Below are 13379 nucleotides of genomic sequence, written 5' to 3' on the forward strand. Positions count from 1 at the left end.
GTGCTTACGGGGACACACAATGCCCGAGGGCCGGGGATGCTCCGCAACCAAAACGAGACGAATGCTCTAGGCGGGACTGTTGTCAACTTGACGGTTCGAATGCCAAAAGACCGTAAAGAGCAGGGATTCCTTACGTTTACGCCAGGTTGTGTGACCTTCATCACAGTTACACCGCGCGACAGTATCCGATCACCGTCCGTCGCCGGTTCCGTGCGCATCGAGCACGCTTCCGGCGGCTTTCAGCAGAACGCCCCGGCGGTCCGCGGACCACCGGGGCGTCGTACCGCTGCGGGCTACACGCCGATGTCGCCCAGCATGTCGGTCACCAGCTCGGCGATCGGGGACCGCTCGGAGCGGGTGAGGGTGACGTGCGCGAACAGCGGGTGGCCCTTCAAACGTTCCACCACCGCCGCCACGCCGTCGTGCCGGCCGACCCGCAGGTTGTCGCGCTGCGCCACGTCGTGGGTGAGCACCACCCGCGAGCCCGCGCCGATCCGCGACAGCACGGTGAGCAGCACGCCGCGTTCCAGCGACTGCGCCTCGTCCACGATCACGAACGCGTCGTGCAGCGACCGGCCGCGGATGTGGGTGAGCGGCAGGACCTCCAGCATGCCGCGGTCCAGGACCTCCTCGATGACCTCCGGCGTCGTCACCGCCGAGAGGGTGTCGAAGACCGCCTGCGCCCACGGCGACATCTTCTCGTTCTCCGAGCCGGGCAGGTAGCCGAGTTCCTGCCCGCCGACCGCGTACAGCGGCCGGAACACCACGACCTTGCGGTGCCGGCGGCGCTCCAGCACGGCCTCCAGGCCCGCGCAGAGCGCGAGCGCGGACTTGCCGGTGCCGGCCCGGCCGCCGAGCGAGACGATGCCGATGTCCTCGTCCATCAGCAGGTCCAGCGCGATGCGCTGCTCGGCCGAGCGGCCGCGCAGCCCGAACACCTCGCGGTCGCCGCGCACCAGCCGCACCGACTTGTCGGGCAGCGTGCGGCCGAGCGCCGAGCCGCGGTCCGACAGCAGCCGCAGGCCGGTGTGGCAGGGCAGCTCGCGGGCCTCCTCCAGCTCCAGCCGGCCGTGCTCGTACAGCTCCTCGACGGGGCCGCTGCTCACCTCCAGCTCGCGCATGCCGGTCCAGCCGGACTCCACCACCGCCAGCTCGGCCCGGTACTCCTCGGCCGCCAGGCCCACCGCGGACGCCTTGACCCGCATCGGCAGGTCCTTGGAGACCAGCACGACGTCGCGGCCCTCGCGGGCGAGCCAGCTCGCCACCGACAGGATGCGGGTGTCGTTGTCGCCCAGGCGGAACCCGTCGGGCAGCACGCTGGGGTCGGAGTGGTTCAGCTCGACGCGCAGGGTGCCGCCCTGGTCGCCGAGCGGCAGCGCCTCATCCAGCCGCCCGTGGTCCAGGCGCAGGTCGTCCAGCGTGCGCAGGGCCTGCCGGGCGAAGTAGCCGAGCTCCGGGTGGTGGCGCTTGGCCTCGAGCTCGGAGATGACGACGATGGGGAGTACGACCTCGTGCTCGGCGAACCGGGTCATCGCCCCCGGGTCGGCGAGCAGGACGCTGGTGTCGAGGACGTACGTGCGCCGTTCCGGAACGGGCGTTCCGGAGGGGTTCCCTGAGGAGGGACGGCGCGGGGAGGTTGTGGCCACTCGATCTCCCTGACTAGGGGGGGATTACCGGCGGCGCGGCGGTCCGCCCCCAGGGGGGCGGTGAGCGGGGAAGGTCCCTCAGGAACCGAAGCGCCGGTGGCGCGCGGCGTAGGAGCGGAGTGCCCGCAGGAAGTCCACCTTGCGGAAGTCCGGCCAGTGGACCTCGCAGAAGTAGAACTCCGAGTGGGCGCTCTGCCACAGCATGAACCCGGAAAGACGCTGCTCGCCCGATGTGCGGATGACCAGGTCGGGGTCCGGCTGGCCGCGCGTATAGAGATGCTCCGCGATGTGCTCCACATCGAGGATCTCGGCGAGTTCCTCGATGCTGGTGCCTCGACCCGCCTGCTCGATGAGCAGTGAGCGCACCGCATCAGCGATCTCACGTCTACCTCCATACCCAACGGCGACGTTCACAATCAGGCCGGGGGCGTCAGATGTTGCTTCACCCGCATCTTTCAGTACTCGTGCCGTTTTGTCCGGGAGCAGATCGAGCGCGCCGACCGGTTTGACGTGCCATCCGTCGGCGGCGAGCTGGCGGACGGTGTTCTCGATGATGCGCAGCAGCGGCTCCAGCTCGCCGGCCGGCCGGGTGAGGTTGTCGGTGGACAGCAGCCACAGCGTGACCACCTCCACGCCCGCCTCGGCGGACCAGTGCAGCAGGTCGGAGATCTTGTCGGCGCCGCGCTGGTGCCCGGTGTTGACGTCGGACAGGCCCATCGAGCGCGCCCAGCGCCGGTTGCCGTCCAGGATGACGCCGACGTGCCGGGGGGTGATGTCGGTGGGCAGCGACGACTCGACCCGCCGCTCGTACATCCGGTAGGCCACGTCGCGGACGGCGGCGTAGGGGCCGCTCCGGCGGATCGCCGAGATCAGCCGCCCGTCGCCGGACTCCTCCCGGCGCGCCAGGCCGCGCAGCGCGCGGTCCCCGATCACGCCGTCGCGCCGGGCGCCGCGGCTCGTCCGGCTCCGCCGATCCCCCATGCCGAGCTTCCCTTCGAGTGACCATTCCCCATGGAATGGACGCTCAATTATGGCCCCTGGTTCTCACCGGGCCGACCTGGCGGCGTGAACCCGGCACCCGGCGCCGGCCCGTTCGGCCTCGGCCAGCACCTCGCCGAGGAACCGCGCGAGCTCGGCGGAGGTGAGCACGGCGCGCACCCCGCGGCCGCCCGCGCCCCAGGCCTCGACGACGGCCCGGCGCGCCGTCCGCCACCGTCCGCCGGCGGTCGCGCCCGGCGGCCCGACCCATGTGGCGGACGTGCGCAGGGTGCAGCGCAGCTCGCCGGTACTGGCCAGATCGGCGCGCTCGCGGTAGCGGAAGGCGAACAGCTCGGGCTCGCGGCCGGGGCCGGCGGGTTCGGGGAACCGGTCGTCGGGGTCGGGCCAGCGGGCGGCCTGCGGCGACCCGGCGGCGCGGGCGGCGGCGACCCGCTCGGCCAGCCCGGCCAGCAGGTGGCCGCAGCGCTCCCCGACGGCGCCGAACGACACGCCGTCGCGGCGCAGTTCCAGCGTGACCTCGTACGGGGTGCCGCTCCGGTCGCGGGCCGGTACCGGCACCACCGCCAGCGACGACCCGTCCAGACAGCGAAGGCCCCGCACCCGCGGTCCCCGCCCGCCGAATCCCTGCACGCCGCATCCCTTCGCCCGCCGCACGCGCCACTCAAGGCACGGTAAGCCAGGTCATCCCCATGATCACACCTTGTGCGGCCAGGGATCGGGTAAGGAAGCGGGCGCGGGTCAGGCGGTCGGGCCGGCGGCGCGGGCGCGCTCGACGTGCTCCAGCGCGCTGCGCAGCTCGCCCAGCCACTCGTCGGTGTTCTTGCCGACCAGCCGGACGCACCAGGCGAGCGCGTCGCTGCGGCTGCGCGCGACGCCCGCCTCGACCAGGGTGTCCAGGACGCGGCGCTCGGGCTGGCGCAGCCGGGTCATCACCGGGACCGACAGGGTCGTGAACATCTCCCGGGCGTCGCCGCAGGCCACGCCCCACGACACCTTCAGCCCGAACCGGTGCTCGGCCTCGCGGGCGATGGCGATGCGCTGGTCGCGGGTGCTCTCGCGGAACCGGGAGACGTGCCCGGCGATCCGGCCGGCCCGCTCGGCCTCGGGCACCTCGGCGGCGGCCTCGGGCTCGGCCAGCCGGCCGATCACGCTGACCTCCTCGCGGTCCACCACGATCTCGGGCGGTCCTTCGAACCAGCCCTCCGGCAGCCGGCCGGTGAACCAGCCGCGCAGTCCCGCCGATGCTTCTTCTGTAGTCATGTAATCAAAATTACAACCCGTTCGGCGCGCACACCAGGCCTCCGTTTCATTGACAGGACCACTCTTTTGAGAGCTACTCTCATTTAATAGTGAATCTCAACTGAAGGTGGCTCTCATGCTCTCGGCGCACACCCGGCGGTGGTGGGGCCTCGGCGCGCTCGCGCTCGCCATGCTCGCCCTCGGCTTCGACATGACGATCCTCAACGTGGCGCTGACCACGCTCTCCCAGGACCTGCACGCCGGCACCGGCGCGCTGCAGTGGATCGTCGACTCCTACGTCCTGGTCTTCGCCGCCCTGCTGCTGCCGGCCGGCGCGCTCGGCGACCGGTTCGGCCGCAAGCGGCTGCTGCTCGCCGGGCTGGCCATCTTCGGCGCGGCCTCCCTGGCCGGCGCCTACGCCGGCGGCACCGGCGGTGTCATCGCGGCCCGCGCCTTCATGGGCGTCGGCGCGGCGATCATCATGCCGCTGTCGATGTCGATGCTCCCGGCGATCTTCCCGCCGGCCGAGCGGACCCGCGCGATCGCGCTGTGGACGGCCTCGATGGCGCTCGGCCTGCCGCTCGGCCCGCTCACCGGCGGCTGGCTGCTGGAGCACTTCTGGTGGGGCTCGATCTTCCTGATCAACGTGCCGCTGGCCGCCGTCGGCGGCCTCGCGGTCGCGCTGCTGCTGCCCGAGACCCGCGACCCGGCGGCGCCACCGGTCGACGGGATCGGCGCGCTGCTGTCGATGGCCGGGCTCGTCGCGCTCGTCTACGGCGTGATCGAGGGGCCGGCGCGCGGCTGGGGCGACCCGCTGGTGCTCGGCGCGGTCGCGGCCGCCCTGGTCCTGCTGACCGGCTTCACGCTGTGGGAGCGGCGCCTGGCCCAGCCGATGGTGGACCTGGCGCTGTTCCGCGACCGGGTGTTCGTGTGGTCCCTGGTCGCGGGCATCTTCGCGACCCTGGTGATGGCCGGGGCGCTGTTCGTCCTGCCGCAGTACCTGCAGGCCGTCCAGGGCCACGGGGCGTTCGGCACCGGCCTGCGGCTCATCCCGATGCTGCTCGGCCTCATGGCGGGCGGGCTGGCCACCGACCGGCTCACCGGCCCGGTCGGCCGCAAGCCGATCATCGTGACGGGCCTGTTCGTCCTCGCCGCCGGGCTCGGCCTCGGCGCGCTGACCGGCACCGGCGACGGCTACGGCTTCGCCGCCGGCTGGCTGTCGGTGACCGGCGCCGGCATCGGCCTCACGCTCATCCCGGCGATGGACGCGCTGCTGGCGAGCATGCCCGACGACCAGGCCGGGCGCGGCTCGGGCCTCGTCCAGACGCTCCGCCAGACCGGCAGCGCGCTCGGCATCGCCGGGCTCGGCAGCCTCGTGTCGTCGGTCTACCGCGACCGGATCGCCACCGGCGGCCTGCCCGCCGAGGCCGCGCACGCCGCCCGCGACTCCGTCGGCGAGGCCGCCCTGGTGGCCGCGCAGCTGTGTTTCCGTGGGGACACCCCGATGTCAAGGCAGGTCGCAGGCTCCGGCTGCCTAGACCCCCGTTACGGCGCACTGCTGAAGTCGGCGCAGGAGGCCTACGTGGCCGGCATGGACGTGCTGCTCGCGACCTGCGCGGCGGGCGCGCTCGCCGTCGCGGCGCTCACCCTGCTGTTCCTGCCCGGGCGGGGCGCGGACGCCGAACCCGGTCCCGATGACCGAGAATCTGACCATGAGCACGTCGTCACCTGAGACCGACCCGCTGGACCTGCTGCCGCTGCGCGAGCGCAAGAAGCTGAGGACCCGGAGGGCGATCCAGGACCACGCCCTCCGGCTCTTCAGCGAGCAGGGCTACGACGCGACGACGGTGGAGCAGATCGCCGCCGCCGCGGAGATCTCGCCGAGCACCTTCTTCCGCTACTTCCCCACCAAGGAAGACACCGTGGTCGACGACGAGTACGACCCGGTCATGCTGAAGGTGTTCCGCGAGCAGCCGCCGGAGCTGCCCCCCGTCGAGGCGCTACGGCGCACCCTCGCCACCGTCTTCGCGCTCATGTACGAGCGCGACTTCGACACGGTCGTGCAGCGGACCCGCCTCATGATGGAGGTCCCCGCACTGCGCGCCCGGACGATGGAGGCGGTCCGCGAGGGCACCCTCAAGGTGTTCAACCAGGCCATCGGCGAACGCACCGGCCGGTCCGAGGACGACCCGAAGGTGCGCGCGTTCACCTGGGCACTGCTCGGCGTGCTGATGTCGGCGTCCTACGACTGGCTGGACGGCGGCGCGACCGGCGACCTGCCCGCCATGGTCGACGACCGGCTGGCGTTCCTGGCCGCCGGTTTCCCGCTCTAGCCGGGGGTGCGGGCGGCGCGCTGCGGGCTGACCCGCACCGCGCCCTTGAGGTTGCGCGTGTAGACGTTCTGGACCTGCACCAGCGTGCCGGTGCGCGGCGCCGCGATCATCTTGCCGCCGCCGATGTACAGCGCGATGTGCGAGATGTAGCCCGGCGCCGTCGGGTCGTTCGCCCAGATCAGCATGTCGCCCGGCTCGGCCTTGCTGTACGGCAGCACCCAGCCGGTGCGGGCCTGGTCGGCCGCGACCCGGGGCAGCCGCACGCCGGCCCGCGCGAACGCGTACTGCATCAGGCCCGAGCAGTCGTAGCCGCCCTCGGACTCGGACTCGCCGCCCCACACGTACGGCCAGCCGATCCGGCTGTAGGCGGCCCTGATGACCGTCTGCACCTGCTGGGCGGTCATCACCTGCCCGTTGGACTTCGGCAGCTTCTGCGCGTGCGGGTAGTCGATCTGCGGGTTGACCTCGACGGCCTTGGCCTGCTTGGGCAGCAGCTTCTTCAGGCCCTTGATGAACGCGGCCGGCTTGGTCTTCGGCACGCTGACCAGCAGCGCGTTCGCGGTCGGCATGCCGAGGCTCTGCGCGGTGGCGTGCGAGATGACCGCGTCGACGTCGCCGATGCCCATCGTGGCGTACGCGCCGACCCGCACCTGCGACTGGCGGCCGCCCTGGCCGCCGACCGGGACCTGGCTGCCGAGCTGCACGCCGCCGTCGCTGCCCATGGTGAAGGAGATCGCGACGTCGCCGCCCGCCACGTTGCGCCACAGCGCGTCGGACTGGGCGGTCGGCTTCGGGGTGTAGTTGCGGAAGGTGGACGGGTCGACGCCGAGCACCCCGACCCGCTTGCCCGCGACCATCGCCTGCACCGCGTCCACGACCTCGACGCCCTGCACGCCCTTGATCCGACGGATCTTCTCGATCGTGTCGCCGGGCAGCGAGGACGGCGCGGCGACCAGCACGTGCGGGGACAGCCGGCGGCCGAGCGGCGCGACGCCGAGCGCGGTGCTGCCCGAGGCGGCCACGAACCGCGCCTGCTTGTCGGCCTGCGGCCGCGGGGCGGGCGGGCCGCTGCTCTGCTGGTGCGCGACCACGACCGCGACGTTCACGGCGAGGGTGGTCACGGCCGACACGCCGATGATCGTCGGAAGAACCCGGCGGTTCGGCTTGCGCACGGCAACACTCCCTCGTCCCATGGCCGGTCGGCTCCATGACTATGGCCTGTGATCGCGGCCACCGTCCAGATACCCGGCGCGGCCCGCGCCACCCTGGCACCGATGGCCGCTTTGCGTCAGCCCCGTCTCCGCTACCCAGTGGTAACACCAATGCGAAGGGAGATCAAGGTCACGTTGCCATAATATGGACCTACCGTCCAATTACCGGCGCAACTCCGCCGTCAGGTCGGCCGGGGACATGACGGGCAGCCGGCAGGCGAAGTCGCGGCACACGTACGCGGCCGGCGCGCCGTCCACCGGGCCCCGCCCGGCCAGCAGCGGCACCCCCGCCGCCCCGGGCTCGCCGACGCTCACCACCGCGCCCGGCGACACCGCCAGCAGCGCCGCCTGGTGCAACGCCCGCGTCCGCTCGTCACCGCGCCCGCCCACGACCGCGATCTCCAGCGGCCCCGCCGCCCACGCCTCCGCGACGGCCAGGCCCCAGCCGGCGAACCGCGCGTGCTGCTCGGCCAGCAGCCCGGCCGGCGCGAGCGCCGCACCCGCCGCGTCCCGGTGCCGCATCGACCCCGTCAGCGCCGCGTACGACAACAGCGCGCCCGCCGCGGCGAACTGCCCGGACGGCGTCGCGTTGTCGGTCGGGTCCTGCGGGCGCCGGAAGAGCCGCTCGGCGTCGTCGGCGGTGTCGTAGAAGCCGCCCGCGCCGTCACCGAACCGCTCCAGCACCACATCGAGCAGCGCGCCCGCCGTCACCACGTGCACGGCGTCGCCGGTGACCGCGTGCAGGGCCAGCAGGCCCTCGGCGACGTCGGCGTAGTCCTCCAGCACACCCGCGTTGCCGCCCGCGACACCGTCCTTGGACGTCCGCAGCAGCCGCCCGTCGCGCAGATGCGCCTCGCCCAGCAGCGCGGCGACCTCCTCGGCGGCGACGACCAGATCCGGCCGGTCGAACAGCGCGCCGCACTCGGCCAGCGCCGCGACGGCCAGGCCGTTCCAGGCCGCGACGACCTTGTCGTCCCGCGCCGGCGGCACCCGCAGCTCCCGCGCGGCCAGCAGCGCCGCCCGCACCCGCTCGTACCGCTCCGGGTCGTCCGGGTCGCGCAGCAGTTGCAGGACCGAACTCCCGTGCTCGAACGTGCCGGTCACCTCGAACAGACCGGCCGCCCAGCCGGCATCGTCCCCGAGCACCTCCTGGAGCTGCTCGGGCGTCCAGACGTAGAACTTGCCCTCCACGCCCTCACTGTCGGCGTCCAGCGCCGACGCGAGGCCGCCCTGCGGGGTGCGCAGATCGCGCAGCATCCAGTCGCAGGTCTCCAGCGCGATCCGCCGCCCGAGCGGATCCCCGGTCAACCGCCACCAATGCGCATAGACACGAGCCAAAAGCGCATTGTCATAAAGCATCTTCTCAAAATGCGGAACAACCCACTCGGCATCCACCGAGTACCGGGCAAACCCCCCACCGAGCTGGTCGTACATCCCACCCCGGGCCATCGCCTCCAGGGTGTGCCCGGCCATCGCGAGCGCCTCGGCGTCGCCGGTCCGCGCGTGGTGGCGCAGCAGGAACTCCAACGCCATCGACGGCGGGAACTTCGGAGCGCCCCCGAACCCCCCGCGCGCGACATCATAGGAACCCGCGAGCGCCCGCACGGCCGCCGCGAGCCGCTCCGCCCCAGGCGGCCCGTCCCCGCCGGGGACACCGCCGCGCGAAGTGAGCGCCTCGACGACCTTCTGCCCCTGCCCGACGACCTCGTCGCGCTGCTCCGCCCACGCCTTGTGCACACCCTGCAACAGGGCCTGGAACTGGGCGCGCGGAAAGTAGGTGCCGCAGTAGAAGGGGTGCCCCTCGGGCGTCATGAAGACCGTCATCGGCCAGCCGCCCTGGCCGGTCATGGCCTGGGTGGCCTCCATGTAGACGGCGTCGATGTCGGGCCGTTCTTCACGGTCGACCTTGATGTTGACGAACATCTCGTTCATCATCCGCGCGGTCGCGTCGTCCTCGAACGACTCATGTGCCATGACGTGACACCAGTGGCAAGCGGCGTATCCGACCGACAGCAGAACGGGCACATCGCGCCGCCGCGCCTCGGCGAACGCCGCATCGCTCCACTCCCACCAGTGCACGGGATTGTCCGCGTGCTGGAGCAGATACGGGCTGGTCGCGTCCTTGAGACGGTTCATGCCTTCGATACTGCCGTAAGCGCGTCGAGGGCGGAGGTCACGGCTCGGTGGAAGGTGGGGTAGGCGTAGATCATCTGGCGGAGGGTGGTGGTCGGGACCTCGGCGTGGACGGCGAGGGTGAGCAGGGCGAGGATCTCGCCGGCGGCGGGGCCCATGACGGTGGCGCCGACGAGGGTGCCCCATTCGGCGTGCTCGACGAGCTTGATGAAGCCGTCGTTGTCCACCTTCTGGATCCAGCCGCGGGTGGAGTCGGCGATCCGGGTGGTGCCGGTGCGGACCGGGAGGTTCTGGTCGCGGGCCTGGGCCTCGGTGAGGCCGACCGAGCCGATCTCGGGGTCGGTGAAGGTGACCCGGGGCACGGCGCGGTAGGAGGCGGCGGGCCCTTCTTCGTCGAGGATGGCACGGACGGCGATGGAGGCCTCGTACAGCGACATGTGGGTGAAGGCGCCCTTGCCGGTGATGTCGCCGATGGCCCAGACGCCGTCGGCGGCGCGCATGTGGGCGTCGACCTCGACGGCGCGGGCGTGCTCGTCCAGGCCGACGGCGGCGAGGCCGAGGCCCTTCAGGTTGGGGCGGCGGCCGGTGGCGACCAGCAGCCGGTCGCCGGTGAGGTCCTCGTCCGCGGTGTGCAGGGTGAAGCCGCCGTCGTCGTGGGAGACGCCGGTGGCCTTGGCGCCGGTGCGGACCGTGATGCCCTCGCGTTCGAAGACCTGGGCGAGCAGCTCGCCCGCCTCGGGTTCCTCGGCGGCCACCAGGCGGTCGCCGGCCTCGACGATGGTGACGCGGGTGCCGAACCGGGCGAAGACCTGGGCCAGTTCGACGCCGACGACGCCGCCGCCGAGGACGAGCAGGGATCCGGGCGCCTGTTCGGCCTGGACGGCCTCGCGGTTGGTCCAGTACGGGGTGCCGTCCAGGCCGTCGATGGGCGGGGCGGCGGGCGAGGTGCCGGTGTTCAGCAGGATGCCGCGGCGGGCGCGGAAGGTGCGACCGGCGGCGGTGACCTCGCCGGGCGCGGTGATCTCGCCGTGGCCGCGCACCAGTTCGACGCCCTTGCCGGTGAGGCGGTCGGCGGCGGCCGTGTCGTCCCAGGAGGCGGTCGCCTCGTCCCGGATGCGCTTCGCGACGGGCGTCCAGTCGGGGCGGACGTCGGCCTGCCCCGCCATGCCGGGGATGCGGCGGCCGTCGGCCAGCAGCCCGGCGGCGCGGACCATCATCTTGGTCGGCACGCACGCGTAGTAGGGGCATTCCCCGCCGACCAGGCGCGACTCCACGCCCACGACGTTCAGGCCGGCCTGCGCGAGGCGCCCGGCGGCGTCCTCGCCGCCGGGGCCGAGACCGATGACGACGACATCGACTTCCTCAGTGCTCACCCAGGTTCTACTGCCCAGCCGGAGCGCGGTAAATCCGGGCCCGGTCGACGTACATCGACACCCAGCGCGGGGTCGTGCGGGAGCGGCAGAACCCGGCGCCGCGGTCGCAGACCTGGTCGTTCTGCAGGGCGAGGCCCATCTTGCTGCGCTCGGGGGTGAGCGGCCCCCGGTAGCTCCAGATCCTCCTGCCGTCCATCCAGAAGGTGAGGCGGTGCGGCAGCCAGTCCAGGGCGAACACGTGCCAGGCGGTGAAGTCGCCCCGGACGTCGCGCTGGAGCTGGGTGCCCCGCGGGCCGTAGTGGACGAACAGGCCGGCGTCGCGCCGGTCGGGGTCGATGATCTCGGCGAAGTTGATCTCGGCGAACTCGGGGTGGCCGAAGACCTTCGGCCACAGCAGCGCGACCGCCGCGTAGCCGACGCCGCGCTCGGCGCGCATCCGCACCTCCCAGCGGCCGTGGGTCTGGTGGAGGCGGGAGGCGATGCCGCCGGACAGGTCGCGGCCGCGGTAGAGGCCGCCGGTGAGTTTCAGGACGCCGTCCGCGACCGTCGTCGCGGCCTTGGTGCGCGGGTTGACGCGGGCGTCGGGGTAGTCGTAGACGAGCCAGGTGCGGGGGTCGACGCGGTCGCCGTCGAAGCCGTCGTCCACGACCGGCCTGCCCCAGAACGCCGGGGTGGCCGGTTCGGGGGACGGCGCGGCGCTCTTGGGGTGGATCGTCGGCGGCGGCATGGCGTCCGCCTTCCCCTGCGGCGCCGGGAGGGGCCGGGTCTCCGCCCGGCGGCCGGCCTGGGGGGCGCCGCCGCATGCCGCCGACGTCAGGACGAGGGCCGCCGCGCAGGCACGGGCGGCTGTGGGGGACCGCATGCCCCCATGAGAACAGCGCCGCCGGCACGAATCACCAGAGATGCCGATAGTCGCCGATCGCTTGCGTTCTTGGCGCGAAAGGCGTTCAATCCCGGCGGCGCCGCGGCATCGGCACCCGGTCCAGGTCGTGGACGAGCACGATGTCGCCCCCGAACGCGGCGGCGGCCTGCTCGACGAAGCGCGGCTCGTCCTCGGCCTGGTAGCGCTCGGAGAAGTGGGTGAGCACGAGCCGGCGCACGTCGCCCTCGGCGGCGGCCTTGCCCGCCTGGCCGGCGGTCAGGTGGCCGTAGTCGGCGGCGAGCGCGGCGTCCTCGTCCAGGAAGGTCGACTCGATGATCAGCATGTCGGCGCCGTCGGCCAGCGCGGCGACGCCGTCGCACAGGCGGGTGTCCATGACGAACGCGACCCGCTGCCCGGGCCGGGGGACGCTGCACTCGGCCAGGGTGACGGTCCGCCCGTCCGGCGCGACCACCGACCCCTCCTGCTGGAGGCGCCGCACCAGCGGACCGCGCACGCCGCGCGCCGCGAGCTCGGCGGGCAGCATCGTCACACCGTCCGGCTCGGCCAGCCGGTAGCCGTAGGACTCGACCGGGTGCGACAGGCGGTGCGCGGTGAGGGTGAAGGGCGCGTCGCCGGTGTCCAGTTCCATGGCGTCGCCGCTGACCGGCTGCTCGTGGATGACGCCGGTGTCGCGGAAGGCGCTGGCGTGCCGCAGCCGCTCCCAGAAGTGCGCGCCGCTCGCCGGGAACGCCGCGTCCACCCGGTGCGCGACGCCGTCGCGGGCGACCCGCTGCACGATCCCGGGGACGCCGAGGCAGTGGTCGCCGTGGAAGTGCGTCACGCAGATCCAGGTCAGCTCGTTCGCCGACGCCCCGGCCAGCGACATCTGCCGCTGGGTGCCCTCGCCCGGGTCGAACAGCAGCGCGTGGCCGTCCCAGCGCAGCAGATAGCCGTTGTGGTTGCGGTGCCGGGTGGGGACGGCGCTGGCCGAGCCGAGGACGAGCAGATCGCGTGCGGACATGCCCCCATGGTGCCGGTGCGGACGTGCGGTAAGCGATTGATTATGGTGGCCGGACCCCGACCGAACGGAGTTCACATGGCCAGCGGCAAGCGCGACAAGATCAAGATGTCCCCCGAGGAGATCGCGGCCTTCCTGGACGAGAGCTTCAAGGTGCAGGTCGCCACGATCGGCAAGGACGGCGAACCGCACCTGGTCACCATGTTCTACGCGCTGCTGGAGGGCCGGATCGCCTTCACCACCTACCGGTCCTCGCAGAAGGTGCTGAACCTGCGCCGCGACCCGACGATGACGTGCCTGGTCGAGGACGGCGTCCAGTACTCCGAGCTGCGCGGCGTCGCCCTGTACGGCACCGGCCGGATCGTCGAGGACATGGACGAGCTGATGAAGGTCGGCGTGGTCGTCGGCTCCCGGATGGCGGGGCTGCCGGTGCCGAAGGTCGGCGAGCCGGTCGACCCGGCCTTCGCCGAGGGCGTCCGGCAGGCGATGTCCAAGCGCGTCCTGGTCGTGATGGAGCCGGACCGGATCGTCAGCTGGGACCACGCCAAGGCCTGACCCCGCCGCC

Annotated in this window: 12 protein-coding genes; 3 read left to right on the forward strand and 9 right to left on the reverse strand. The window is 72.7% G+C overall.

Translation table 11 applies throughout. The annotated features are described in order from the left end of the window. Positions 1-293 precede the first annotated feature (293 nt). The 4 genes from ACRB68_RS09765 to ACRB68_RS09780 all read right to left on the reverse strand — a co-directional run bounded on the left by ACRB68_RS09765 (position 294) and on the right by ACRB68_RS09780 (position 3905). The gene (locus ACRB68_RS09765; protein ID WP_328593973.1) at positions 294-1646 is read right to left on the reverse strand and encodes a PhoH family protein; all 1353 of its coding nucleotides are present in this window, start codon (positions 1644-1646) and stop codon (positions 294-296) included. Positions 1647-1724: 78 nt separating this feature from the next. Beyond that, positions 1725-2627, reverse strand: coding sequence for an isoprenyl transferase (locus ACRB68_RS09770; RefSeq protein WP_268890280.1), 903 nt, complete (start codon positions 2625-2627; stop codon positions 1725-1727). 63 nt (positions 2628-2690) lie between these two features. Next, positions 2691-3245 (reverse strand): hypothetical protein, encoded by a 555-nt coding sequence (locus ACRB68_RS09775; protein ID WP_328593974.1) that lies wholly within the window; start codon positions 3243-3245, stop codon positions 2691-2693. Positions 3246-3383: 138 nt separating this feature from the next. Beyond that, positions 3384-3905: a hypothetical protein gene (locus ACRB68_RS09780; RefSeq protein ID WP_153531776.1), complete on the reverse strand. Its 522-nt coding sequence runs from the start codon at positions 3903-3905 to the stop codon at positions 3384-3386. 115 nt (positions 3906-4020) lie between these two features. Here ACRB68_RS09780 and ACRB68_RS09785 point away from each other — a divergent pair, with 115 nt between their 5' ends. Continuing rightward, complete coding sequence (locus tag ACRB68_RS09785; RefSeq protein WP_153531777.1) at positions 4021-5616, forward strand: DHA2 family efflux MFS transporter permease subunit; 1596 nt, start codon at positions 4021-4023, stop codon at positions 5614-5616. Next, positions 5597-6217 carry an acyl-CoA-like ligand-binding transcription factor gene (locus ACRB68_RS09790; protein WP_194293233.1) on the forward strand — a complete coding sequence of 207 codons (621 nt, stop codon included), beginning with the start codon at positions 5597-5599 and terminating at the stop codon, positions 6215-6217. The genes ACRB68_RS09785 and ACRB68_RS09790 overlap by 20 nt, the downstream gene beginning before the upstream one ends. Here ACRB68_RS09790 and ACRB68_RS42435 read toward each other — a convergent pair. From ACRB68_RS42435 to ACRB68_RS09815, 5 genes are all read right to left on the reverse strand, one after another. Next, a complete protein-coding gene (locus ACRB68_RS42435) occupies positions 6214-7389 on the reverse strand; it encodes a C40 family peptidase (protein ID WP_328593975.1) in 1176 nt (391 codons plus the stop codon). The genes ACRB68_RS09790 and ACRB68_RS42435 overlap by 4 nt on opposite strands. A 201-nt stretch (positions 7390-7590) precedes the next feature. Continuing rightward, the gene (locus ACRB68_RS09800; RefSeq protein ID WP_153531780.1) at positions 7591-9564 is read right to left on the reverse strand and encodes a thioredoxin domain-containing protein; all 1974 of its coding nucleotides are present in this window, start codon (positions 9562-9564) and stop codon (positions 7591-7593) included. Then, a complete protein-coding gene (locus ACRB68_RS09805; RefSeq protein WP_328593976.1) occupies positions 9561-10934 on the reverse strand; it encodes a dihydrolipoyl dehydrogenase family protein in 1374 nt (457 codons plus the stop codon). Before ACRB68_RS09805 ends, ACRB68_RS09800 begins: the two co-directional genes overlap by 4 nt. Positions 10935-10941: 7 nt before the next feature. Next, positions 10942-11796 carry a glycoside hydrolase family 16 protein gene (locus ACRB68_RS09810; RefSeq protein WP_153531782.1) on the reverse strand — a complete coding sequence of 285 codons (855 nt, stop codon included), beginning with the start codon at positions 11794-11796 and terminating at the stop codon, positions 10942-10944. Positions 11797-11881: 85 nt separating this feature from the next. Continuing rightward, a complete protein-coding gene (locus tag ACRB68_RS09815) occupies positions 11882-12817 on the reverse strand; it encodes a ribonuclease Z (protein WP_153531783.1) in 936 nt (311 codons plus the stop codon). A gap of 75 nt (positions 12818-12892) precedes the next feature. Here ACRB68_RS09815 and ACRB68_RS09820 point away from each other — a divergent pair, with 75 nt between their 5' ends. Then, on the forward strand, positions 12893-13369 hold the full coding sequence (locus ACRB68_RS09820; RefSeq protein ID WP_153531784.1) for a pyridoxamine 5'-phosphate oxidase family protein: 477 nt from the start codon (positions 12893-12895) through the stop codon (positions 13367-13369). Positions 13370-13379 lie beyond the last annotated feature (10 nt).

The organism is Actinomadura macrotermitis, assembly GCF_009604375.1.
Lineage (GTDB): Bacteria > Actinomycetota > Actinomycetes > Streptosporangiales > Streptosporangiaceae > Spirillospora > Spirillospora macrotermitis.

Bases quoted from the DNA above. Each gene is read 5' to 3' on its own strand.
- ACRB68_RS09770 (WP_268890280.1), bottom strand. From the start codon at position 2,627: ATGGGGGATCGGCGGAGCCGGACGAGCCGCGGCGCCCGGCGCGACGGC.
- ACRB68_RS09780 (WP_153531776.1), bottom strand. From the start codon at position 3,905: ATGACTACAGAAGAAGCATCGGCGGGACTGCGCGGCTGGTTCACCGGC.
- ACRB68_RS09785 (WP_153531777.1), top strand. From the start codon at position 4,021: ATGCTCTCGGCGCACACCCGGCGGTGGTGGGGCCTCGGCGCGCTCGCG.
- ACRB68_RS09790 (WP_194293233.1), top strand. From the start codon at position 5,597: ATGAGCACGTCGTCACCTGAGACCGACCCGCTGGACCTGCTGCCGCTG.
- ACRB68_RS09800 (WP_153531780.1), bottom strand. From the start codon at position 9,564: ATGAACCGTCTCAAGGACGCGACCAGCCCGTATCTGCTCCAGCACGCG.
- ACRB68_RS09810 (WP_153531782.1), bottom strand. From the start codon at position 11,796: ATGCGGTCCCCCACAGCCGCCCGTGCCTGCGCGGCGGCCCTCGTCCTG.
- ACRB68_RS09815 (WP_153531783.1), bottom strand. From the start codon at position 12,817: ATGTCCGCACGCGATCTGCTCGTCCTCGGCTCGGCCAGCGCCGTCCCC.
- ACRB68_RS09820 (WP_153531784.1), top strand. From the start codon at position 12,893: ATGGCCAGCGGCAAGCGCGACAAGATCAAGATGTCCCCCGAGGAGATC.